21 protein-coding genes are annotated in these 23,027 nt (G+C 40.2%); 7 read left to right on the top strand and 14 right to left on the bottom strand.

Features of this window, described 5'->3' with window-relative positions; all coding sequences use genetic code 11:
- The first annotated feature begins 5 nt into the window (after positions 1-5).
- Positions 6-1,088 (top strand): DNA replication/repair protein RecF, encoded by a 1,083-nt coding sequence (gene recF, locus O3746_RS02810; RefSeq protein WP_014064019.1) that lies wholly within the window; start codon positions 6-8, stop codon positions 1,086-1,088.
- 63 nt (positions 1,089-1,151) lie between these two features.
- Here the strand turns inward: recF and nagA are convergent, their stop codons facing one another.
- The 6 genes from nagA to O3746_RS02840 form a co-directional block, all read right to left on the bottom strand.
- Positions 1,152-2,297, bottom strand: a complete 1,146-nt coding sequence (nagA, locus tag O3746_RS02815; protein WP_371447869.1) for an N-acetylglucosamine-6-phosphate deacetylase — start codon at positions 2,295-2,297, stop codon at positions 1,152-1,154.
- A gap of 36 nt (positions 2,298-2,333) precedes the next feature.
- On the bottom strand, positions 2,334-3,137 hold the full coding sequence (gene nagB / locus O3746_RS02820; RefSeq protein WP_054419700.1) for a glucosamine-6-phosphate deaminase: 804 nt from the start codon (positions 3,135-3,137) through the stop codon (positions 2,334-2,336).
- 88 nt (positions 3,138-3,225) lie between these two features.
- Complete coding sequence (gene nanA / locus O3746_RS02825; RefSeq protein WP_371447769.1) at positions 3,226-4,104, bottom strand: N-acetylneuraminate lyase; 879 nt, start codon at positions 4,102-4,104, stop codon at positions 3,226-3,228.
- Between the two features lie 9 nt (positions 4,105-4,113).
- Entirely contained in the window at positions 4,114-4,980 is an 867-nt protein-coding gene (locus O3746_RS02830; RefSeq protein ID WP_070582513.1) for a MurR/RpiR family transcriptional regulator, read from the bottom strand.
- Positions 4,973-5,911: an N-acetylmannosamine kinase gene (locus tag O3746_RS02835; RefSeq protein ID WP_371447770.1), complete on the bottom strand. Its 939-nt coding sequence runs from the start codon at positions 5,909-5,911 to the stop codon at positions 4,973-4,975. The genes O3746_RS02830 and O3746_RS02835 overlap by 8 nt, the downstream gene beginning before the upstream one ends.
- An 11-nt stretch (positions 5,912-5,922) precedes the next feature.
- Entirely contained in the window at positions 5,923-6,612 is a 690-nt protein-coding gene (locus O3746_RS02840; protein WP_197546927.1) for an N-acetylmannosamine-6-phosphate 2-epimerase, read from the bottom strand.
- A 226-nt stretch (positions 6,613-6,838) separates the two neighbouring features.
- Between O3746_RS02840 and nagE the strand changes: the two genes are divergently transcribed.
- On the top strand, positions 6,839-8,305 hold the full coding sequence (gene nagE, locus O3746_RS02845) for an N-acetylglucosamine-specific PTS transporter subunit IIBC (protein ID WP_014064025.1): 1,467 nt from the start codon (positions 6,839-6,841) through the stop codon (positions 8,303-8,305).
- A gap of 509 nt (positions 8,306-8,814) precedes the next feature.
- Here the strand turns inward: nagE and crp are convergent.
- The 5 genes from crp to coaBC all read right to left on the bottom strand — a co-directional run bounded on the left by crp (position 8,815) and on the right by coaBC (position 12,128).
- A complete protein-coding gene (crp, locus tag O3746_RS02850; protein WP_014064026.1) occupies positions 8,815-9,483 on the bottom strand; it encodes a cAMP-activated global transcriptional regulator CRP in 669 nt (222 codons plus the stop codon).
- Positions 9,484-9,499: 16 nt separating this feature from the next.
- Positions 9,500-9,718 (bottom strand): YheU family protein, encoded by a 219-nt coding sequence (locus tag O3746_RS02855; RefSeq protein ID WP_005695554.1) that lies wholly within the window; start codon positions 9,716-9,718, stop codon positions 9,500-9,502.
- 21 nt (positions 9,719-9,739) lie between these two features.
- A complete protein-coding gene (gene slmA / locus O3746_RS02860) occupies positions 9,740-10,393 on the bottom strand; it encodes a nucleoid occlusion factor SlmA (protein ID WP_005698358.1) in 654 nt (217 codons plus the stop codon).
- A gap of 3 nt (positions 10,394-10,396) precedes the next feature.
- Positions 10,397-10,852 (bottom strand): dUTP diphosphatase, encoded by a 456-nt coding sequence (dut, locus tag O3746_RS02865; protein WP_049363056.1) that lies wholly within the window; start codon positions 10,850-10,852, stop codon positions 10,397-10,399.
- Positions 10,853-10,925: 73 nt separating this feature from the next.
- Positions 10,926-12,128 (bottom strand): bifunctional phosphopantothenoylcysteine decarboxylase/phosphopantothenate--cysteine ligase CoaBC, encoded by a 1,203-nt coding sequence (gene coaBC, locus O3746_RS02870; protein WP_371447771.1) that lies wholly within the window; start codon positions 12,126-12,128, stop codon positions 10,926-10,928.
- 202 nt (positions 12,129-12,330) lie between these two features.
- Here coaBC and radC point away from each other — a divergent pair, with 202 nt between their 5' ends.
- The 4 genes from radC to mutM all read left to right on the top strand — a co-directional run bounded on the left by radC (position 12,331) and on the right by mutM (position 14,521).
- Positions 12,331-12,996: a DNA repair protein RadC gene (radC, locus tag O3746_RS02875; RefSeq protein WP_371447772.1), complete on the top strand. Its 666-nt coding sequence runs from the start codon at positions 12,331-12,333 to the stop codon at positions 12,994-12,996.
- Positions 12,997-13,214: 218 nt separating this feature from the next.
- A complete protein-coding gene (rpmB, locus tag O3746_RS02880) occupies positions 13,215-13,451 on the top strand; it encodes a 50S ribosomal protein L28 (RefSeq protein ID WP_005599762.1) in 237 nt (78 codons plus the stop codon).
- Between the two features lie 11 nt (positions 13,452-13,462).
- A complete protein-coding gene (gene rpmG, locus O3746_RS02885; RefSeq protein WP_005613503.1) occupies positions 13,463-13,633 on the top strand; it encodes a 50S ribosomal protein L33 in 171 nt (56 codons plus the stop codon).
- A gap of 72 nt (positions 13,634-13,705) precedes the next feature.
- A complete protein-coding gene (mutM, locus tag O3746_RS02890) occupies positions 13,706-14,521 on the top strand; it encodes a DNA-formamidopyrimidine glycosylase (RefSeq protein ID WP_371447773.1) in 816 nt (271 codons plus the stop codon).
- 20 nt (positions 14,522-14,541) lie between these two features.
- Here the strand turns inward: mutM and O3746_RS02895 are convergent, their stop codons facing one another.
- The 3 genes from O3746_RS02895 to O3746_RS02905 form a co-directional block, all read right to left on the bottom strand.
- Positions 14,542-15,261, bottom strand: coding sequence for a DUF554 domain-containing protein (locus O3746_RS02895; RefSeq protein WP_371447774.1), 720 nt, complete (start codon positions 15,259-15,261; stop codon positions 14,542-14,544).
- Positions 15,262-15,375: 114 nt separating this feature from the next.
- Positions 15,376-20,730 carry a YadA-like family protein gene (locus O3746_RS02900; RefSeq protein WP_371447775.1) on the bottom strand — a complete coding sequence of 1,785 codons (5,355 nt, stop codon included), beginning with the start codon at positions 20,728-20,730 and terminating at the stop codon, positions 15,376-15,378.
- A complete protein-coding gene (locus O3746_RS02905) occupies positions 20,684-20,932 on the bottom strand; it encodes an ESPR domain-containing protein (RefSeq protein ID WP_371447776.1) in 249 nt (82 codons plus the stop codon). The genes O3746_RS02900 and O3746_RS02905 overlap by 47 nt, the downstream gene beginning before the upstream one ends.
- Before the next feature lie 510 nt (positions 20,933-21,442).
- On the opposite strand from O3746_RS02905, the gene nrfA reads away from it, so the two are divergent.
- A complete protein-coding gene (gene nrfA, locus O3746_RS02910; protein WP_178410820.1) occupies positions 21,443-22,966 on the top strand; it encodes an ammonia-forming nitrite reductase cytochrome c552 subunit in 1,524 nt (507 codons plus the stop codon).
- Positions 22,967-23,027: the final 61 nt, after the last annotated feature.

Here is a 23,027-nt window from a genome sequence, read left to right on the forward strand (position 1 = left end):
GAATAATGGCTATTTCCCGCTTAATTGTTGAAAAATTTAGAAATTTAAATGCCGTAGATCTTGAATTTGATCACGGCTTTAACTTTTTAGTCGGCAACAACGGCAGCGGAAAAACGAGCTTATTAGAAGCCATTTTTTATCTCGGACATGGACGCTCTTTCAAAAGTGCGGTCGCAAATCGCATCATTTCTTACGACGAACCTCATTTCACGCTTTTTGGCCAAATACAAGAAAGCCAGCATCAATGGTCTGTTGGCTTACAAAAACTCCGCCAAGGCAATACCATCGCAAAAATAAACGGTGAAGACGGCAATAAAATTGCCGATCTCGCTCACCTTTTACCTATGCAATTAATTACACCAGAAGGACTTACCCTATTAAATGGCGGACCGAGTTTTCGACGCGCATTTTTAGATTGGGGCTTATTCCACCACCATAATAGTTTCCATTCCTCTTGGGTCGCATTAAACCGCTTATTAAAACAGCGAAATGCCGCATTAAGTCAAAACCAGCCTTATTCTGCGATTAAAATTTGGGATATTGAATTAGCCAAATTAGCCCACCAAGTGAGTGATTGGCGGGCTGAATATGCCGAAGCCTTACGTCCTGAGATCGAAAAAACCTGCCAGTTATTTTTACCTGAATTAGAGATTACTGTTAGCTTTCATCAAGGCTGGGAAAAAGAGACAGAATATGGCGAATTACTGGCACAAAACTTTGAGCGAGACAAAGCCATTGGCTATACGGTTTCTGGTCCACAAAAAGCCGATTTTCGCTTTAAAGCTAATGGGCTCCCCGTGGAAGATGTACTCTCTCGAGGTCAATTAAAATTATTGATGTGTGCGCTACGTTTAGCCCAGGGTGAACACTTAATGATTCAAAAACAACGTCATTGTATCTTTCTAATTGATGACTTTGCCTCAGAGTTGGATCAACATAAACGCGCCTTGCTTGCGGAACGCTTGCAACAAAGTGGTTCTCAAGTCTTTGTTACTGCCATCACTCAAGGCCAACTCAAAGAAATGCAGGTTGGTAAAGGGAAATTATTCCAAGTGGATACCGGTAAGATCACCGAATTGCAACCATAAAAAATAATCCGATCGGTTTAAAGATCGGATTACGTTTAAAACAATGCTATTTTTGACCGCACTTTAGTTTGGTTTCCATTCACCATTCAATACGGTACCTATCACATCATAATCTTTTGTGAATACAGCCAAATTAGCCACTTTACCGGCTTCAACAGAACCTAAACGATCATCTACGCCAATCGCTCTTGCTGGGTAAAGGTTACTCATGCGAATTGCTTCTGCTAATGGAATTTCTACATACTCTACAGCATTCTTAATAGATTCCATCATGGTAATCGATGCACCCGCAATCGTACCATTTGCATCGTAGCAACGACCTTCTTTCACATAAATCGGTTTTCCTACAAAAGTGAAAGTTTCCAATTCAGGTGGTGCACCTGCAGCAGCAAGAGAATCTGTCACGATACAAAGTTTGTCACCTTTCGCTTTTTTATCTAAGCGAACGTTACCAAAATTCACATGCACTCCATCTACAATAATCCCCGTGTAAACATCGGAATCTAACACTGCACCAACTACGCCCATTGCTCGTCCTGAACTGATCGGCGACATGGCATTGTGTAAGTGAGTAGCAAACGTCGCTCCTTTATGAAAGGCCGCTTTCGCCACTTCATAAGTTGCATTAGAATGGCCAATGGACACGATAATGCCTGCTTTCACAAAATCAGGAATATATTGCACCGTTGGGTTTTCAGCGGCAATTGTCAGTTTAGTGATGACATCCGCATTATCGCATAAGAAATCTTTCATCTCAGGCGTCGCTTCACGGATATATTCCGGGCGATGTACGCCTTTTTTCTCTAAGCTCAAATAAGGGCCTTCGATGTGTAAACCAAGCGCTTGATTTTTATGCTTATTCAAATACTCTCGCATGATACTTACTGCGCGTTTGATATCTTCATCCGGTGCGGTAATAAACGTTGGTAAGAAACTAGTACAGCCTGATTTCAAATTAGTCGCTTGCATAATTTCTAATGTTTCTACGCTTGTTTGATCGTTAAACATCACGCCACCACAACCGTTTAATTGCAGATCAATAAAGCCTGCTGTGAGATTATGACCTTGCAAATCAATGGTTTTAATCCCACTTTCTAATTCGTTTAGTGGAATAACTGATTGAATATATTCCCCTTCAATAACCACCGCATAATCTCTTAACACCTCATTTTTGGTGTAGATTACGCTGTTAATTAATGCATACTTCATCATACCTTCCTAAAATCAAATTAAAATTAACCGTACTTATAACACACTATGAATTGCACGACCTTCCAATTCAGTAAAATATTTCACTGTTTTCACTTTTAATTCTTGCAGTGCAGGCTCATCACATACTAAAACAAAATGGCGATGGAGCTGTAAGGCACTTACCGTCCAAAGGTGATTAATACTGCCTTCTACCGCAGCTTGCACGGCTAAGGCTTTATTATGGCCTGTTGCTAAAATCATCACTTCTTCTGCATCAAGTAATGTACCCACGCCGATTGTTAAAGCATATTTTGGTACTTGATTTACATCGTTATTAAAGAAACGAGAATTCGCAATAATGGTATCTGGCGTTAAGGTTTTAATACGGGTGCGCGAACTTAAAGAAGACGCTGGTTCATTAAAGGCAATATGGCCATCAACACCTACGCCGCCCATAAATAAATGAATTTTACCGTAAGATTTAATTTTTTCTTCATAACGACGACATTCTTCATCATGGTCATCGGTGTTACCATTCAAAATATTGATATTTTGCGGTTGAATATCAATATGTTTGAAGAAATTATTATGCATAAAACTGTGATAACTTTCTGGATGTTCTTTTGGCAAGCCCACATATTCATCCATATTGAAGGTCACCACATGTTTAAAACTCACTTCTCCCGCTTGATTTAATTTAATCAATTCTTGATAGGTCTTAAGTGGTGTACTGCCTGTTGGTAAACCTAATACAAAAGGACGTTCTGCTGTAGGTTTAAAATGATTAATTCGATCAGCAATATGACGCGCCGCCCAACGGCTGACTTGTTGTTCATTGTTCAGAGGAATGAGACGCATAATAACCTTCCTTATCAGTACCACACCGACATTCTTTCCTCTCCAATAGAGAGAGGAAAGAAGTAAGTGCGGTCACTTTTCCATTAATTTATAAATATTTTGCTTTTAACTCTTTCGCTTTCGCTAATTGCTCTGGCGTTGCTTTCGCTGTCATTGGCTCACGGCAATAACCTGCATCCACGCCATCTAGTTTCAATAACTCTTTGATAGTGAGATATAAGCCATTCGCTAAAACGCCTTCGATAAGGTCATTGGTCACGTGTTGAACTTGAAGTGCATCAGCCAATTTACCTTGTTTGGTTAATTCAAAGATTTGTCTTGCACGCACACCGTTTACGTTGAATGTACTACCGATCGCACCATCTACACCAAGAGATACTGCTGGCACCATCATTTCATCAAAACCAGCCCAAATGAGGTGATTTGGATAAGCTTTTTTCAAGCGTTCTAATAGATAGAAATCCCCTGCGGTAAATTTCACACCTAGCACTTTCGGGTTTTTATAAAGTTCGCCGAATTGCTCAATCCCCATATTCACGCCTGTTAAGAACGGAATTGAGTACACAATCATGTTATTGCCTGTTTCAGCAATGATAGTGTCATAGTAATGTTTGATTTCAGGGAAGCTGAATTTATAGTAGAACGGGGTTACTGCAGAAAGACTGTCATAGCCTAATTCCGTTGCATATTTACCTAATTCCACTGCTTCATGTAAGTTCACACTACCCACTTGTGCGATTAGCGCAACTTGGTCTTTTGCTTCATCTTTCGCGATACGGAAAATTTGTTTTTTCTCTTCCGTAGAAAGCATGAAGTTTTCACCTGTTGAACCGCCTACATATAAACCATCAATTTTCATCTTATCAATGTTATAGCGAATAATTTCACGCAAACCTTTTTCATTGATAGAGCCATCTTCATTGAATGATACTAATAACGCACTAAAAATACCTTTTAAGTTACGCATTTTTCTCTCCTATTTGATACGTTGTTCTAAAATGACATTTAATGTTTTTTGCTTTATTTTGACCGCACTTTCCTGTGATGCCTGTACTAATAAAGCGTAAATCAAATCTAATACGAATAATTGAGCAATCTTCGTGCCGATAGAGTCGCCTTGCAACTTGCCTTGCTTATTCCCATTCACTAAAACAAGATCAGCATATTCTGTGATGGGGGAACGCAAACTGTGCGTAATCGCAATGGTTTTGGCACCATTTTCTTTGGCAATTTTCATGGTATGAGTGGTTTCTTGAGAATAACCTGAATGGCTCAAACCAATTGCCACATCTTTTTTCGTCAATAACGATGCCTGCATATACATAAAATGGTTGTTACCTGTCGCATCCACTTGCACACCGATACGCATCAGTTTATTTTTGGCATCTTCCGCAGTAATGCCGGATGTGCCCACACCAAATAAAAAGACACGATTTGCTTGTTGAATGGCTTTTACTGCCTCTTCCAACTGCTCAAAATCTAATAAATTAATGGTTTCATCCATCACGTTATTGATGGCAGATTTCAGCTTATGCGCAATATTCAATGAGTTGTCAGAATCGGTAATATCTGAATCTAATACGGTGTTATCTTTGCCATCTTTTGTGGCAAGCTCGATGGATAATTCCAATTTAAAATCACTGAAGCCTTTAAAGCCGAGAGTACGACAAAAACGCACAAAGGTCGCCTCCCCCACTTCTAAATGGGTGGCAATTTCAGCTAAAGGAGCCTGCACCGCAAGATCGGGATTTAATAAAATCGCATCCGCAATTTTCTTTTCAGTTTTCGTTAAACTGCGGTATAACGAGCTGATGGTATTTAAAATATTGCCGTTTTTAGCCATAAACCACTCCCGTATTTTTTGCTTGTAATAAGCAATCTTTTACCCAATAAGCAGCCCCAATCAAGCCTGCATCTTGTCCAAATTGAGCACTTTCTAATTCGCAGTGATAAACAGCGGGAAGTTCACTTAATAAAGATTGAACTAGCGGTAAATAACCTTCTGCCAACCCTACGCTACCGCCAACCACGACTTTTTGCATATCTAATCCAATCTTCAAATCCGCAATTAAATTCGCAATGGCTTGGGCTGAACGAGTCACAAGTGCGGTTGCTTTTTCATCATTTTGGCGGAAACGCGCAAAGACCTCTTTTGGATCACAAGGATCATCCCATTGAGAAGAAACTGCTTCAATCGCGCGACCTGATGCAATGGCTTCGACACAACCACGGCGACCACAGCCACAAATTGGACCATTAGGATCGGCCAAAGTATGACCAATATGCCCCGCAATGCCGTTTGGCTCAGTAAGTAAACGATGATTTAGAATTAAACCGCCCCCTACGCCTGTGGAAACCGTAATAAAGGTAAAGTTTTGAACATCATTAGGATTTTGTAGTTGATACTCTGCATAGGCTGCAGCTTGCACATCATTAAGTAAACCAATCGGTTTATCAGTATGCTGTGCAATGCTGTCTTTTAATGGGAATTGGGCCAATCCACCCAGGTTTTTAGGATTAAGTGCGGTCAGAATGCCTTGATTAATAATACCCGTTGAAGCAACGGCGACATAATCAAACTGCCCTTCATATTCTTTTAACAGCTGAGCAAGGGTTTGATGCATCGCTTGCGCAGCATCATCTTGTGGCGTGGAAATCTGTTTTCGCTGTTGAATATCACCATTTTTCACTATAGCAGAAGCGATTTTCGTGCCACCAATATCTAATGCCAAACAACGCTGTAATGTCTGACCACTATCCACTGTTAATGACATATCTTATTCCTTTATTTTTTCGCTGAATGAATGGCTTCGGTGAACCAACTTACGATATGCTCTAAGCGAGTTAATGCAGAACCTACGGTCACACAATAAGCACCTATTTCAATTGCCGTTTTCGCCAACTCAGGGGTGTTATAACGTCCTTCCGCCATGACTCGACAGCCTGCTGCTTTCAAATCTTTAACTAATTGATAATCAGGCTCTTCCGGCACAGTGCCACCTGTGTAGCCAGACATCGTACTGCCCACGATATCAAAACCCAGTTTTTGACAGTACAAGCCTTCTTCTAAATTCGAACAATCCGCCATGGCTAAACAGCCTAATTCGTGGATTTTTTTGACCGCACTTTCAATATCTACCGGTCTAGGGCGATTCGTACCATCCACGGCGATAATATCAGCACCAGCTTTCGCTAAATCTTCAATATCATGCAAAAATGGCGTGATTCGTACAGGGCTGTCAGGTAAATCACGTTTCACAATACCAATAATCGGTACATTCACAGTAGGGCGTGTTGCTTTAAGATTTTCTATGCCCTCGATACGCAATCCTGCGGCACCACCAACAACAGAAGCCTGTGCCATGGCTGCCACGATTTCTGGTTTATCCATCGGGCCGTCATCGACAGGCTGACAAGAAGCAATAAGACCAAATTTGATTTTATCTAAGACTTCATTATGTGATAATTTCGACATATAAACTCCTACATTAGACAGTAACACTTGGTTTCCTTTTGGCTTTTTGGTCATTATAGTAAAACGCAGTAAAACTTGCACCATAAAAAAATATTTTTTGAAGTACAATTTCAAAATTTGTGATCGGCTTCTCAATTTTGAGATAAAGTTACCACATTTGTACAAAATATTTTTTTTTACTTTAGAATATGAAGTAATACTTCATTACTATAAATAGGAGAAAAAAATGAATGTGTTAGGTTATGCGCAAAAAATTGGGCAAGCCTTAATGGTACCTGTTGCTGTCTTACCAGCAGCGGCTGTACTGATGGGTATTGGTTATTGGCTTGACCCAGATGGCTGGGGAGCTAACAGTCAACTTGCTGCATTTTTAATTAAATCAGGCGGTGCTATCATCGATAACATGGGCCTGCTTTTTGCCGTTGGCGTTGCTTTCGGTTTATCTAAGGACAAACATGGTTCTGCTGCACTTTCAGGTTTAGTGGGTTACTATGTGGTAACCACTCTACTTTCACCTGGCAGTGTTGCTCAGCTACAACATATCGATGTAAGTGAAGTGCCCGCTGCCTTCGGGAAAATCAATAACCAATTTATTGGGATTTTGATTGGGGTGATTTCGGCTGAACTCTATAACCGCTTCTATCAAGTGGAATTGCCAAAAGCACTCTCCTTCTTTAGCGGAAAACGCCTTGTGCCAATCGTTGTTTCTTTTGTCATGATGTTCATCAGCTTCGTATTGCTTTACATCTGGCCATATATTTTCGGCGGTTTAGTGTCATTCGGTGAAAGCATTAAAGACTTAGGCGCTGTTGGTGCGGGTCTTTACGGTTTCTTCAACCGCTTACTCATTCCTGTTGGCTTACACCACGCATTGAACTCTGTATTCTGGTTTGACGTCGCAGGTATCAATGACATTCCAAACTTCTTGGGTGGTGCAAAATCACTTGCTGAAGGCACTGCAACGGTTGGTGTAACGGGTATGTACCAAGCTGGCTTCTTCCCTGTCATGATGTTCGGTTTACCGGGTGCCGCATTAGCGATTTATCTCAGCGCTAAACCAAGTCAAAGAACTAAAGTGGCATCAATCATGCTTGCGGGTGCATTTGCCTCATTCTTTACTGGTATCACCGAGCCATTAGAATTCTCTTTCATGTTTGTTGCACCGGTGCTTTACTTCATCCACGCGGTATTAACTGGTATTTCTGTCTTTATCGCCGCAACAATGCATTGGATCGCAGGCTTCGGTTTCAGTGCGGGTCTCGTGGATATGGTGCTTTCATCACGCAACCCATTAGCCGTTGAATGGTATATGCTAATCGTACAAGGCTTAGTATTCTTCGTGATTTACTATGCAGTATTCCGCTTTGCAATTAAAGCGTTCAACTTAAAAACATTAGGTCGCACAGAAGAAGCAGAAGAAACCACAGCAGCACAACCAGCAGCGAGCCAATCTCGTGAAGAAAGAGCGGTCAAATTTATTGATGCTTTAGGTGGTGCTGATAACTTCAAAAATATTGATGCTTGTATCACTCGCTTACGTTTAAGCTTAGTCGATCAACACAAAATTAATGAAGAACAGCTTAAGTCTCTTGGCGCAAAAGGTATCGTGAAAATCGGTAACGATGGCTTACAAGTGGTTCTCGGCCCTGAAGCTGAACTTGTGGCTGAAGCCATGAAACAAAAAGTGAAATAACACACACCAAATGAAATACCGACTCAGAAATAGGTCGGTATTTTTTTTGCCAAAAACAAAGTAAAAATGACCGCACTTTAGCTGAGAATTTGTTGCTCGAGTTGAGTTAAATGAAAGTTTGAAAATTGAAGATTGTTTTGAAGGGTGGTGGAACTAAGCAGAATTGGTCTTAACAGCAAGTGGCTTACTGCATCGCATCCCTGCGGGATTTCTACCTAGCCCACCATAGATTTAAAGCATCTCTGGGGTTCCAGTCTGCGATATAAAATTAAAAGATTAAAAATCTTTTAAAAGCCACTTATATATTCAGGAGACCAATCCTGACTTCCAAAGAAACTACATTGGAAGGCAGTGGTATGATAGAAGTCTTCCGCTATTTTGTCAATTAAGATATTGCACTAAAAGAAGTATTTTTTCGCTTTTCGTATAAAAATTAACAAAGTCATTTCAACTATCACATCAATGTAACAAAAACAAAATAACCGTCTTATTAAAGACGGTTATTTTTGCTATCGAGTGCCGTAAACCACAATGGTTTTACCGTGCGCATGAATTAGATTTTGATCTTCCAGCATCTTAATTATTCGCCCTACGGTTTCACGTGAACAGCCCACCATTTGACCAATTTCCTGACGCGTAATTTTAATCTGCATACCATCAGGATGAGTCATGGCCTCTGGCTGTTTTGCCAAGTGCATAAGCGCCTGAGCAATGCGGCCTGCCACATCCAAAAAGGCCAAGTTAGTCACTTGTCGAGATGTATTCTGCAAGCGTTTTGATAACTGAGAAGTAAGGAACATTAAAATCTCAGGATTAATTTGAATAAGCTGACGATATTTTTTATAGGAAATTTCTGCAATTTCACAAGGGGTTTTCGTTTTTACCCAAGCAGAACGTTTCGAACCTTCGTCAAATAAACCCGCTTCACCAAAAAATTGTCCAGCACCTAAATAAGATAAAATCATCTCTTTGCCTTCATCATCTTTCGATGAAACCATCACCGTTCCTTTAATTAAGAAATATAAAATATTGGCATCTTCCCCTGCGTGGATTAAGGTCGATTTTGCCGGATATTTATGTAAATGACAGTGGGTTAGGAACCAATCCAGAGCAGGATCGCGTTGCTGATCATCGTCTTGTAACTTTTGTTCTTCAAGTAATTCTACATCTTCTGACATATAAGCTCCTATTGATTCATTTTAGAAATTCCATTTTATCTTTGATATCAATGGATTCATGTAATTCTGACCAAACAATCACTGCACTTCCATTGTGAATCTTGTTTAGTAGGTGTTGTTTTTTTTGTTCTAAAGAAAATTCGTGTGAACCATAATCAGTACCTTCTCTAAGCACCACACTTTCCACAATATTTTCTAAGGTTTCTGTTGGCAGTTCTTGCCACGGAATAATCATATATTTATCAACTAAAGTCAATTAAGCAAAAAGCGGTTCAAGAAAACGCCATTGCTGTTCAAAACTTTGATTTGCGCCTAAACGGAAGTTTGTGCGGACATAACGCATAAACTGCCCTTCACAAAGGGTCACTAAATGCCCCGCAATAATGCGTTCATCGACATTAAAACCTCGCCCTTCGCGTAATTTTCGCATTTGTAAAATATTCACAAATTGCATTTCAAGACGATCGAAAAATTGCGCGACACGAGCCTGTAAAAGCGGCTCTTCAAACATCAAGGCATGTCCAGTCAAAATACGTGTCAAACCAGGGTTTTTACGCGCAAAGTCGAGGATCATCTGCATAATGTCGCGCACTCGATTCATCGTATTGGTTTCATTACGAATTGATGTGGTAATACGGCTAAATAAATTCGCTTCAATATTATCGATCAACGCTTCAAACATTTTAGTTTTACTTGGGAAGTAACGATAAAGTGCCGCTTCTGACACCCCTACTTCTTCCGCTAAACGCGCTGTTGTCATACGCTCCATTCCGCGTTCAGAATGCAACATATGGGTAAGCACCGTCAACACTTGTTGCCGACGTTCTTTTACCGTGCGTTTTTCGATTTTTGGCGGTTTGATTTCCGCGGCAATCTCATCAACTTCTACGAGAGATAATTGTTCTACCATAGTCTATTTTTTACCTGAATGACCAAAACCGCCCTCACCGCGTTCAGTTTCGGTAAATTCGCTGACAATATTGAATTCCGCTTGTACGACTGGCACAAAGACTAATTGTGCAATACGATCACCGACTTCAATTTTGAACGGTTCATGGCCACGATTCCATACAGACACCATTAATGGACCTTGATAATCTGAATCAATTAAGCCCACTAAGTTACCCAATACGATACCATGTTTATGACCTAAACCCGAACGAGGCAGAATCACTGCTGCAAGGTTCGGATCGGCAATATAAATTGAAAGGCCTGTTGGGATAAGTTTGGTTTCGCCTGGTTGAATTTCAATACCATCTTCAAGCAATGCACGCAAATCCAAACCTGCTGAACCTTCAGTTGCATAGGTTGGCAAAGGAAATTCGTTGCCAATACGGCTGTCTAAAATTTTTACATCAATTTTTTTCATGCTTATTTATCCTTTAAAAGAAATCTTAAATACAAAAGTGCGGTCACAAAATACAGCGAATTTTGAATGTATTTTATTTGTTGTAATGCTCAACAATTTCTGTAACCAACACTTCTGCCAATTTATTTTTATCTGCTAACGGCAACGCTTTTTCGCCTGTTTTCCAAAAGATCTGCAAGGCATTTTGATCTTGTCCGAATACTTGTCCACCCGATACATCATTGGCACAAATCATATCTAAATTTTTTCGTTGAAGTTTGCTCTTCGCATATTCAGCGACATTTTGCGTTTCAGCCGCAAAGCCTACAACAAACGGACGATCTTTTTCTAAACTTGCCACACTTGCGATAATGTCTGGATTTTTCACCAATTTAAGAGAAAGCTCATCGTTATCATTGGTTTTCTTAATTTTTTGATCAGCAACTTCCTCAACCCGATAATCTGCCACCGCGGCACAGCCTATAAAGATACAATTTTTGACCGCACTTTCAAGGGAGGCTTGCCACATTTCATGGGCGGTTGTCACATCAATGCGATGAACGTTTTTCGGCGTAGCCAAATTAACAGGCCCCGCAATTAAGGTGACATTTGCACCACGTTTAGCAAAAGCCTCAGCAATCGCAAAGCCCATTTTGCCTGAGCTGTGGTTAGAAATATAACGAACAGGATCGATAGCTTCACGTGTTGGGCCTGCTGTAATAGTGACACTTAAATCAGCTAAATCTTGTTGAACAGCCAAAAGTGATTGAAGCGACGCAAAAATTTCAGCGGGTTCGGACATTCTGCCCGCCCCCACATCACCACAAGCCTGAAAACCGCTATTTGGGCCCACAAAATAAATGCCTCGAGCAGAAAGAGCGGTCAAATTTTGTTGTGTAATCACCTGGCGGTACATTTGCTGATTCATAGCCGGTGCGAGCATAATAGGCGCACTTGTCGCAAGACAAATCGTACTTAGCAAATCATTTGCCATTCCAACGGTTAAACGCGCAATAAAATCGGCGCTAGCTGGTGCAATCACAATCGCATCAGCCCATTTGGCTAGCTCAATATGTCCCATGGCTAATTCAGCTTGAGGATCAAGTAAAGATTGAGAAACCGCATTGCCCGAAATGGCTTGTAACGTTAAAGGTGTGACAAATTCAGCGGCTGCTGGCGTTAAAGCCACTCGAACTTCTGCGTTAGATTTGCGTAATAAACGAATAAACTCAATAGTTTTATAGGCGGCTATGCCCCCCGTAATCCCGACAACAATACGCTTTCCGCTCAAGCTCATTTGCTACTCCGCTACGACTTAATAGAATGAATATGTTTTTGTGTGTTAGTACTTAACAACTTAAGGTCGCCTATTTTACTTCAAATTTCACCAATAAAAAATTTTATTTTTGCGATCGCTATACCAAAAATAAAACTGACAATTCGCAATACTTAAAAACATCATGAAAATTGACCGCACTTTTTTCTTTTCATTAATTAATATGCAGACAAACTCCCCCTTAATGCCTCGTGAAAAATTGTTGAAATATGGCGTTGAAGCCTTAGAAGATCATGAATTACTTGCTATTTTTCTACGAACAGGGATCAAAGGCTGCCCTGTTATGGCATTATCACATAACGTGTTGCAACATTTTGGCTCTCTTCGAACCTTATTAAGTGCTGATAAAGAAGCCTTCTGCAAAGTAAAAGGATTAGGCATTACGCAGTTTATTCAACTACAAGCCACCACAGAAATGACTAAACGCTACCTCAAGCAAGAATTACTGATAGAGCATGTATTTAGCGACACATCCACGGTAAAACTTTATCTTCAAGCGGAGCTTCATCAAGAAGAACGTGAGATTTTTATGGTGCTATTTTTAGATAATCAACATCGTTTAATTAAAAAAGAGCGGTTATTTTTAGGCACAATTAATGTAACGAATGTTTATCCTCGTGAAATCATCAAAGAAAGCCTTTACTGCAATGCAGCCGCTTTAATTTTGGCTCACAACCACCCTTCTGGTATCGCAGAACCCAGCTATTCCGACAAAATGATTACACAAAAAATTATTGAAGCTGCTGAGTTAATGGATATTCGTATTTTGGATCATTTTATTGTCGGCAAAGGGACTTGCTATTCTTTTGCAGAACATAATCTGTTATAGTTTTCTGGAATTTGATGATTTTTTTATCGTTCATTTCCATTTAAAGACGGAAAAATCGCTTTTGGACTTGAGAAATGAAAATAAAGTCAGTATAATTTGCGACCTTTAATATAGTAAGTGGGTCGGATACTGCGACCTGACGAGGAAGCAAGCTTAGTTTTAAGCTTCATTATCCGAACCATAAGCTCGAGCTTATATTTAAATTATTGGAGATTATTATGTCTAGAGTTTGTCAAGTAACAGGCAAGCGTCCAGCTGTGGGTAACAACCGCTCACACGCGTTGAATGCGACACGTCGTCGTTTTCTTCCAAACCTTCACACTCACCGTTTCTGGGTTGAAAGTGAAAACCGTTTCGTGACCTTACGTTTAACTGCGAAAGGTATGCGTATTATCGATAAAAAAGGCATTGATGCAGTGTTAGCTGAAATCCGTGCTCGTGGCGAAAAAATCTAAGGAGCTAAAACATGGCAGCTAAAGGCGCTCGTGAGAAAATCCGTTTAGTTTCTACTGCAGAGACCGGTCACTTCTACACAACTGATAAAAACAAACGTAATATGCCTGAAAAAATGGAAATCAAAAAATTTGATCCAGTAGTGCGTAAACACGTTATCTATAAAGAAGCAAAAATCAAATAATTTTGCTGATTTGAAAAAAGCCCGACATTGTTCGGGTTTTTTTATACCACAAATTCATTACTGAGATTATCTATGCCTGAACTTCCTGAAGTCGAAACAGCCCTGCGTGGTGTCAGCCCTTATTTGAAAGGTTTTACCATTGAAAAAATTGTAGTGCGCCAACTCCAATTACGTTGGGTGGTTTCTCCTGAATTAACAACGCTCAAAAATGTCAAGATTTTGGATACTTCTCGTCGTGCGAAATATCTCATTATTCATACTGAAAAAGGTTATATCATTGGTCATTTAGGCATGTCTGGCTCCGTTCGAATTGTGCCTCATGACAGCCCCATTGATAAACACGATCACCTTGATATTGTGATGAATAATGGCAAATTACTGCGTTATAACGATCCGAGACGCTTTGGTGCATGGCTATGGACTGAATGCTTAGACGACTTTCATCTTTTCCTAAAACTTGGCCCTGAACCACTTTCAGATGAATTTAATGCCGAATACCTTTTTAAAAAATCACGCAAAAAATCGACCGCACTTAAAACCTTTTTAATGGATAATGCTATCGTCGTGGGTATAGGAAATATTTATGCCAATGAAACGCTCTTTTTATGTGGTTTACACCCCATGAAATTAGCCGAAAACCTCACGCGAAACCAATGTGCCTTGCTCGTTGAAACGATTAAAAACGTATTAGCAAAAGCCATTACACAAGGTGGAACAACATTAAAAGATTTCTTACAACCTGATGGTCGCCCCGGTTATTTTGCGCAGGAATTGTTAGTTTACGGAAATAAAGATAAACCTTGTCCTAAATGCGGCACTAAGATTGAAAGCATGATTATTGGGCAACGCAATAGCTTTTATTGCCCTCATTGTCAGAAAAAGAAATAGGCGTGATACACGCCTATTTTTTAGAAAAAGGCACTCCAGAAATGAGAAATCGGCATAGCGAGGAAAAGAGCTGGCAGCATATTCGCCACATGGAACATTTGGATATTACAAATGCGAAAGCCCGCAGCTATCATTAGCATACCGCCTACGGCAGCAAAATCACCTCGCATTTCAGGTGTCACAAAAGGAATAATAAATACCGCAGAATAAGCTAAGATCACTTGAACCAATGTTTGTGGCACAAAAATACTTGCTACAGAAATGCCGAGTGATGTGGCAAAGATCATCGCAGTGAAAAAATCTAAAAAAGATTTCACAATGAGGATATCAAAATTACCACTCATCCCCTCATTCATCGCCCCGAAAATCCCCGTTCCACTAAATGAAAACAAAACCACAATCGCAACAAATTTAGATAAGAACTCTTCTTGGCTATGCATGCTACTTGGTTTATCAGGGAACATCTTTTCAACAAGACCTTTCGCTGATGAGGCAAGCTTATTGATCCCGTGCTCTAATAAAAGCAACTCGCCAATAATCGTGCCCAATAACACCGATAAAATCATTGCTGGCATATTGATGGTTTTCGCCACCATCACAATACCCATGCCCATAGAGCACAAACCAAAGATCAAGGTTAGATTTGTGCGTAAACGTTCTGGGATTCGTCCACCGAGCACCGAGCCAATGACTGCACCACTGATAATCGCCAGTGCATTAATATAAGGTCCGATAATCATATTCTTCTCCGAGTTAAGTTCTTTCTATTATACGAAAAACAGGATGAAAATCGACCGCACTTTTGCCAATAAAAAAGGCATGGAATCCCATGCCTTTTGTTTATTTACGATTAATTACCAGTGGTAACCTGCACCAACTGCTACACCCACTTTACCTTGAGTATCGCTAGTACCGGCTAAACGAATAATGATTTTACCATTATCTGAAATACGCGACACACCTAATGCCACGGCATTTTGACCTTGGTAATTACCCGCTGCCACAGATACCATGTTCTTACCTGGAATACTTGCCTGTGGTAATTGAGATGCCGCTAACGCACTTGCAGTCCCCGCATTTACACGTTTACCTAACTTATTCACTTGACCGCTTAACTTAGTGATCTTGTTATTCATATCAGCTTTTACTTCGTGTAATTGACTACCATTTACCGCATCAGTACTGTCTGCTGCAATGCGTCCTGGTGCAACATTGGTAATTTGTTTATTACCTGCATCAATACCATTTTTCGTCATGCTTGGACCATTTTTAATGGTGACGCCATTGCCATCAATCACCGTATCACCCGTAGTGAATTTATTCGCTGTTACGCTTTCCACTTTAAGGTTTTTCTTGATACCTACACGAACATTACCGCTCTTATCAATGTTTGTCATCACATTATCGCCACCATCAAACTCACTCCAGTTTGTGTTGCTATCTGCGCCTTTCACATTGATTTGGCTATTTAATTTCGCACCGTAAACATCGCCTACGTTTGCGCCAAATTTTAAGCCATCGCTTAATGTTGCGATAGTTTCACCACCAAAGTTCATACGATTTGGTGTTTTACCATCAAGATTCGGCGCTGCATCTTTACCACTTACTACTGTAATTGGCGTTGAATTAGCACCTTCGCCAAGGTTGATAGTGGTGGTATTAACTGTTTTCGCGGTGACATTTTCAGCTTTCAAATCTTTTGTGGTTGAAATGGTAAAATTCATACCAGCTTGCTTAATTTTGATATTTTGTCCAGCAATATAAGTCACGGTATCACCTGGGCTTACCTTTTGACCAGTTTCAGTTTCACCTTCAGCTTCACCACCGTCTTTATTCACAGTGACCTTCCAACCAGAATTATTGATTGCTTTTGCAACAGTAGTTGCATTCACCAATTTAGCTCCATCTACAGGATCTACAGGTGCATCAATTTTTCCTGTTGAATTAGGTGTTAAATTAGTGGTCGCTACAGCCTTATAAAGTTGGCTACCGTTTATTGCATCTTTGCTATCTGCATTCAGATCACCATCTGCTACATTAGTGACTTTGTTACCACCTGCATTCACACCAGTATTAGAGATTGATACAGTTTTATTTGGATCTTTAACTGAACCATCTTCATTCAAGTTATCTGCTTTATTGACTGCAACACCTGCTGGCGTGATCTTTGTTACATCACCTGTAGCATTTCTAAATTCAGCGCTATTTAAACCTTTTAAGTCTTTCGCTAACTGAACTTCTAATGTACTTGCACCGTCTGCCTTAACATTGATATTACCTGCTGCTGATTTAAAGTCTGCTGATTGTGCTTCTGTTACACCTTCACCTTTAATTTTCACTAAGGTATTCAGTTTATGTTTGTTTACCGTACTTTCATTATTACCTGTAAACTTCAAGCCATCATCCAAAGTAGCAACACTTTCACCGTTTACATTTAAACGAGGTTTCTTAGTTGCATCGTCACCATCTACACCAGCAGGTCCCTCTGCGGTCTTAATCGTAAGTGGGTTTGCACCATCTTTACCCGCTAGACCGATTGAGCCATCTTTTCCATTGATTGAAACAGCAGAACCATCTTTACCTTTAACATCTAACGAGCCATCAGTACCTGGTTTCCCATCCTCTGCTTTTTCGCCTAGTGTCATGTTATTCGCTGTAGCAATTTCATAGCCATTTGCAATCTGGGTTACTTGAATATTTTTACCTTGGTTAATTGCAAATGTTTCATTGCTAGTAATACGTTTATCTGCCTCGGAAAGAGCCGGTGTCTCAGTACCATTCGTCGTTAAATTAAAGCCCATACCATCAATTTTCTTATTGATTGTATCGCCTAATGAATATAATTGACTACCGTTTACAGCCTCTTTGCTATCCGGTGCTACATTACCGTCTGCCACGTTGCTAATTTTGTTACCTGCAGCATCAATACCTGATTTAGTCACACTTGGGCCACCAGTAATCGTCAAACCATCGTTATTAATGGTTGTATCACCTGCTGTTACATTACCTGTAGCATTAACATTAGTCACATTAATCGTGTCATTTAACTTAAATGTTACATTATTGCCATCTTTAGTGATTTGAATGTTGTCATTAGCACTTCTTAAATCGACTGTCGCATCTGGTGCAATATTAGATTTATTTTCACCGGTATTTACTGATAGATTCCAACCTTTGTTAGCAATCTCTTTCACTTCTTTCAATTGTGAAACATTCACTGCATCAGTGTCATCGGTACCTGCTGCAACACCTGTGATTTTTTTGTCACCTGCATTAATACCTGATTTGGTTACACTTGGTCCACCGTTAACAGTTAAACCATCGTTATTAATGGTTGTATCACCTGCCTTGACGCTATCAACTTTAAGATCTTTGTTTAACTTAACTTGAACACCATTAGGATTCGCTTCAGTGGTAATATTATCATCACCAGTAATTGCGACTTTATCACCTAATTTCTTAACATCAGACTCTTTAGTATCACCTGTAAACGTTAAACCTTTAGTGTTAACGGTAGTATTCGCATCAACACCTTTTTGAATATCATCTTTTGTTGCTTGAGAAAGATCGACAGCATAATCTGTTACGTCTACGCCATCCGCATTTTTAGTCGTGCCGTTAGTTGTAACAGAAACTGCAGCTGAACCATTTGAAACAGAGGCCGAAACTTCTCTATCAATTTTCTGACGAGTTGCATCATCAATTTTAACTTCAATACCATTGCCAGTTGCGACTGTCGTTAAACCATTTGAACCTGTGATATTTAAAGATTGTGTTGCGAGATTAACCGCGCCAGCCCCTGTATTACCTGCTGTAGTCAAGTTGATGGCTTTAATGGCTGTATCAACTGCCCCACTGGTTACAGCCTTATTATCCCCTGCTGTAACGGCTGTTGATTTATTTAACGTAAATGTCACATTGTTTGCATCGGCTGTACTTGTAATATCGGTACCATCACCTACAATGCCTAAAGATTCACCTAATTTTTTGACCGCACTTCCGGTATTACCCGTGAAAGTAATTGGCATGTTACGCACTTTATTAATTGCGTCAGTGACATCGCCTGCCGTAGCAATGTTATTAGGATTTGTAGCTGTTGCATTACCTGTCGTCGTATTAGTCGTAATATTTGTTGTATTCACATCAAATTTCACAATTGTGCCATTTTCGGTATCAGTCACATTCGCAGTAGTTAAGTTTCCATCTTTGAAGTTCACTACACCATTATTATTGATACGTGATTTAGCGTTGCCATTTTCTTGGACATTAAAGCCACTGTTATTTAATACGGTATAAAGTTGTGAACCGTTAATTGCATCGGTTGAAGTCGCTGAGATACGACCCGCTGCAACATTCTGGATTTGGCGCTCATTGCCTGCTTTACCTACAGAAACTGCACCACCAATTGCTGAAGAATTTGCAGCAAATGAAACAGTCGTATTGACACCCGCATCATTTTTAAATGTTGCTCCTGAAGATGTAGCATCAAACATATTTGAACCAGCTACAGTGCTGTTACCTAATGCAACAGAGCCTCCCACAGTTGCGTTAGATGATGCACCTAAAGCAATCGAGCTACCACCATTCGCAGCAGATTCAGCACCTAATGAGACAGATTGGTATTGTGATGTACTATTTGTACCCATAGCTATAGCTAAATCACCCTTTGTAGTCGCATTATCACCAATTGCCACACCGTGTCTTAATGTTGCATTAGCATTATTACCAATTGCAATGGTACTCCAAGCATTTATCCCAGTTGTTGCATTAGGTCCAATAGCTACAGCATGAAGGCCTGTTGCATTGGCATTAAAACCAATTGCAACGCTTAATTGCTCTGCTGTTTTTGCATTTGGACCCGCTGCAAAACTATAACTTTTTGCTGTACTCGCATTATTACCGATAGCAACTGATTCTCTTGCTCCATCAGCTACATTAGCATTGGAACCAATCGCCGTAGATTGATTACCTAATGCAGTTGCATTCATCCCCACAGCTGTTGCATTAGCTTCTTTCGCTTTTGCAGAAGAACCTATTGCCGTAGAATTATTATTTGTAGTTTGAGCACCATTACCTAATGAAACACCGCCAGCAGCACTTGAATATGCATCTACCCCAATAGCAATGTTTTTCTCATTAAGACTTCTCGCATTTAAGCCCATCGTAATAGAGCCTGCAGATATTGGTGAAGTACTCGCATTTGGACCAATCGCAATAGAGTCAACACCTGAGGCCCCCGTATTATTCTGGTTACCGGTTACATTGGATTTAACCGAGAAATAACGAATTTTTTCAATTTCTGCCATCGCAGCATAAAGCTGAGAACCATTGATTGCATCAGTCGAGTTTGCAGAAATATCACCTGGTGATAAGTTGATGAGTTGACGTTCATAGCCTTTTTTACCAATGGAAACAACGTCCCCCGCGATAGTATCAGCACCACCAGCCCAAGTATAAGTTGTCCCTAAAATAGTACGAGTAGTATAGGCAACCCCCGCTTTATCCGTCGCAGAACCGCCACCAATCGCAACAGAGTTTGCAAAAGTTGCATTAGCTCCTGTACCAACAGCGACAGCATTCGTTTTTTGCGCTGCAGCCAATGAACCTAATGCTAATGAAAGATCCCCAGATTTTGTTTTTGTTCCTAATGATACAGCAGCCTCACCAGCAATCGTATTCATCCAACGGGGAGTTTGAAGATCCCCTCCAGTTAAATCTTTAAATGCTTGTTGAACCGTTCCCGTTTTATCTTGGCCATTAGTATTGATATAAGTCGTTTGTGTAGCCGCTGCTTTATCAGTATCATCCCCACCAATCGCAACCGATGCATTACCATAAGAAATAACATTACCGCCAATCGCAATTGATTGATCGCCTCGAGCCCATGCACCCTCAGTAATAGAATTACCACCAAATGTAGCTGCTTTATCAGCTCTAATACCAGCTCCAATAGCAATAGACTGGTTTACTCGTACAACAGAAGTGCTATCACCAACTTGAGCATTTTGACCGATGAGAATATTACGACTACCCGTTGTTCCACCATAATTTCCTGTGCCATCACCAATCAGCACACTATTGTCATAACGACCATTTACGCCATAACCAATAGCGGTAGTACTTCCACCGCTTGCTGATGTGGCACTGTTCCCAACCGCAATACTAAAAGGATGTACATTTGTAGGCGCATTGCTTCCATCCCCCCACAATCACGTTCGCTTGCGCCGGCATCATCACTGCAGATAAAGAAAGTGCAAATGCTGAAAGTTTAAAAAGAGAAGATAAACGTGTTTCGCTTGTTACACGTTGTTCTGAGTTTGAAGAGGCTTTTACTGCCCCTTTCGCTAATTCTGATGTCACGACAAAAGATTGTGTCGTTTTGTTCCAAATAATCTTAAATACTTTGTTCATAAAAAGGTTCTCCCAAACAAATAGGCCAATAAGTTGTTGCGAAGCTAAAATAATGCAAACTAAGCAAGTAAATAATAAAGTTCTTGGAGTATATAGGAGCGAAGCATAAGATCAAGTAAATGTTTGCTTTTTACACTGTTTTTTACAAAAAATTTACATTTTAACGTTTGCGTAAAAACCGAACATTAAAAAAGTAGTCAGGATGGGCTAATCACAAGGGTTTAACCTCTCTCAAACAAGTAAAAAACACGATGAAAATCGACCGCACTTTTTCCTCTTTCTGGATATCTTCCTCTACCACTTCCCCAACACTCAATATACCCCTTTGTGAGTATTTTTATTTTAAAGTTTGATCAACCTCAAATTTTTGAAAAAAAACCGTATAAAAACTACTACTTTTTGGTATCTTATGCTTGCGTTGAGCCATTTTTATGAGTGAATTCAAAAGCTTAATAGGAATTGTTCGCATTTTAAATTGTTTTTTTATTCTTTCCTAATGGAGTGATTATCGTGAACGCATTGAGAAAAAGCCTCGTTTTGGCGACTTCTTTCGCAGCTTTAGGTGTATACAACTCAGCGATGGCTGAAATGGTATATAAGCCTGTTGACCAACCTGTGGAAGCACCAAACCCTAATTTAAAAATCGAAGCAGTGAATGAAAAATTTGCTGAGAAATATCCTAGCCAATTCAATTCGTGGAAAGCGACTGAAAAAGGTGACAAAATTATCTACGCCGACGAACAAGATCCTCGTTTAATCGTGTTATGGGGCGGCTATTCTTTTGCAAAAGAATATAACGCACCTCGTGGTCACGTTTATGCAGTAGAAGATGTACGTAATATTTTACGTACTGGTGCGCCCAAAAATGCAAATGATGGCCCACAACCAATGGCATGTTGGACTTGTAAAGGTCCAGACGTTCCTCGTTTAATTGCAGAATGGGGTGAAGATGGTTACTTTGGTGCCAAATGGGCTAAAGGTGGACCAGAAATTGTCAACTCGATCGGTTGTGCTGACTGTCACGATACGACCTCTAAAGACTTTGCTGAAGGCAAACCTGCATTACGTATTGCTCGTCCACACGTTCTTCGTGCATTAGATCACTTAAATAATGCACTTCAAGCAAAAGCAAAAGCTGAAGGTAAAGAACAAGCTAACTTAAGCTTTAACACAGCTGCTCGCACTGAAAAACGTGCTGAAATCTGTGCAAACTGTCACGTTGAATACTACTTCGCAGGCGACTTAAAACAAGTAACCTTCCCGTGGAACAACGGTCAAACTGTTGATGACATCGAAAAATACTACGATGATATCGGCTTCAGTGACTGGACTCACTCGCTTTCTAAAGCACCAATGTTAAAAGCGCAACACCCTGACTTTGAAATTTGGTCTTTAGGTATGCACGGTAAAAACGGCGTAACTTGTATCGACTGTCACATGCCTAAAGTACAAGGTAAAGATGGTAAAGTTTACACCGACCACCAAATCCAAAACCCATTCGATGCATTTGATACCACATGTGCAAACTGTCACGATCAAAGCAAAGAAAAACTTAAAGACATCGTTGCTTCACGTAAAAAAGAAGTGAAAGATGTAATGGGTCGTTTAGAAGATCAAGTTGTTCGTGCTCACTTTGAAGCGAAAGCAGCATGGGATGCTGGTGCAACTAAAGAAGAAATGGAACCTGCTTTAATGGATATCCGTCACGCTCAATGGCGTTGGGACTACGCAGCAGCAAGCCACGGTGGTCACATGCACGCACCGGATGTAATGCTTCGCGTATTAGGTTCTGGTATCGACAAAGCAGCGGATGCACGTGCTAAACTTGCAGCAATCTTAACTAAACATGGCGTGAAAACTCCGGTTGAAGTACCAGATATTTCTACAGCTGATAAAGCATGGAAAGTAATGGGTATTGATATCGAGAAAGAACGTAAAGCGAAAAAAGAATTCTTAGAAACTGTTGTACCTCAATGGGTAAAAGAAGCGAAAGCCAATGGCAAATTAGCTGAAGATACCGCAACAAAACAATAAAAAAAGAACCGCACTTTGTAACTAAAGTGTCGAAGTGCGGTCATTTTTAACCATATATTTG

The organism is Haemophilus sp. 27098_8_127 (assembly GCF_041433495.1).
Classification (GTDB): domain Bacteria; phylum Pseudomonadota; class Gammaproteobacteria; order Enterobacterales; family Pasteurellaceae; genus Haemophilus_D.

Excerpts from the sequence above, each read along its gene's own strand:
- O3746_RS02835 (WP_371447770.1), bottom strand. The coding sequence starts at position 5,911 with ATGTCATTAACAGTGGATAGTGGTCAGACATTACAGCGTTGTTTGGCA.
- rpmB (WP_005599762.1), top strand. The coding sequence starts at position 13,215 with ATGTCTAGAGTTTGTCAAGTAACAGGCAAGCGTCCAGCTGTGGGTAAC.
- nagB (WP_054419700.1), bottom strand. The coding sequence starts at position 3,137 with ATGCGTCTCATTCCTCTGAACAATGAACAACAAGTCAGCCGTTGGGCG.
- nanA (WP_371447769.1), bottom strand. The coding sequence starts at position 4,104 with ATGCGTAACTTAAAAGGTATTTTTAGTGCGTTATTAGTATCATTCAAT.
- O3746_RS02840 (WP_197546927.1), bottom strand. The coding sequence starts at position 6,612 with ATGTCGAAATTATCACATAATGAAGTCTTAGATAAAATCAAATTTGGT.
- O3746_RS02830 (WP_070582513.1), bottom strand. The coding sequence starts at position 4,980 with ATGGCTAAAAACGGCAATATTTTAAATACCATCAGCTCGTTATACCGC.
- dut (WP_049363056.1), bottom strand. The coding sequence starts at position 10,852 with ATGAAAAAAATTGATGTAAAAATTTTAGACAGCCGTATTGGCAACGAA.
- slmA (WP_005698358.1), bottom strand. The coding sequence starts at position 10,393 with ATGGTAGAACAATTATCTCTCGTAGAAGTTGATGAGATTGCCGCGGAA.
- recF (WP_014064019.1), top strand. The coding sequence starts at position 6 with ATGGCTATTTCCCGCTTAATTGTTGAAAAATTTAGAAATTTAAATGCC.
- nagE (WP_014064025.1), top strand. The coding sequence starts at position 6,839 with ATGAATGTGTTAGGTTATGCGCAAAAAATTGGGCAAGCCTTAATGGTA.
- O3746_RS02855 (WP_005695554.1), bottom strand. The coding sequence starts at position 9,718 with ATGATTATTCCGTGGCAAGAACTGCCAACAGAAACCTTAGAAAATATT.
- crp (WP_014064026.1), bottom strand. The coding sequence starts at position 9,483 with ATGTCAGAAGATGTAGAATTACTTGAAGAACAAAAGTTACAAGACGAT.
- nagA (WP_371447869.1), bottom strand. The coding sequence starts at position 2,297 with ATGAAGTATGCATTAATTAACAGCGTAATCTACACCAAAAATGAGGTG.
- rpmG (WP_005613503.1), top strand. The coding sequence starts at position 13,463 with ATGGCAGCTAAAGGCGCTCGTGAGAAAATCCGTTTAGTTTCTACTGCA.
- O3746_RS02905 (WP_371447776.1), bottom strand. The coding sequence starts at position 20,932 with ATGAACAAAGTATTTAAGATTATTTGGAACAAAACGACACAATCTTTT.
- coaBC (WP_371447771.1), bottom strand. The coding sequence starts at position 12,128 with ATGAGCTTGAGCGGAAAGCGTATTGTTGTCGGGATTACGGGGGGCATA.
- mutM (WP_371447773.1), top strand. The coding sequence starts at position 13,706 with ATGCCTGAACTTCCTGAAGTCGAAACAGCCCTGCGTGGTGTCAGCCCT.
- radC (WP_371447772.1), top strand. The coding sequence starts at position 12,331 with ATGCAGACAAACTCCCCCTTAATGCCTCGTGAAAAATTGTTGAAATAT.
- O3746_RS02895 (WP_371447774.1), bottom strand. The coding sequence starts at position 15,261 with ATGATTATCGGACCTTATATTAATGCACTGGCGATTATCAGTGGTGCA.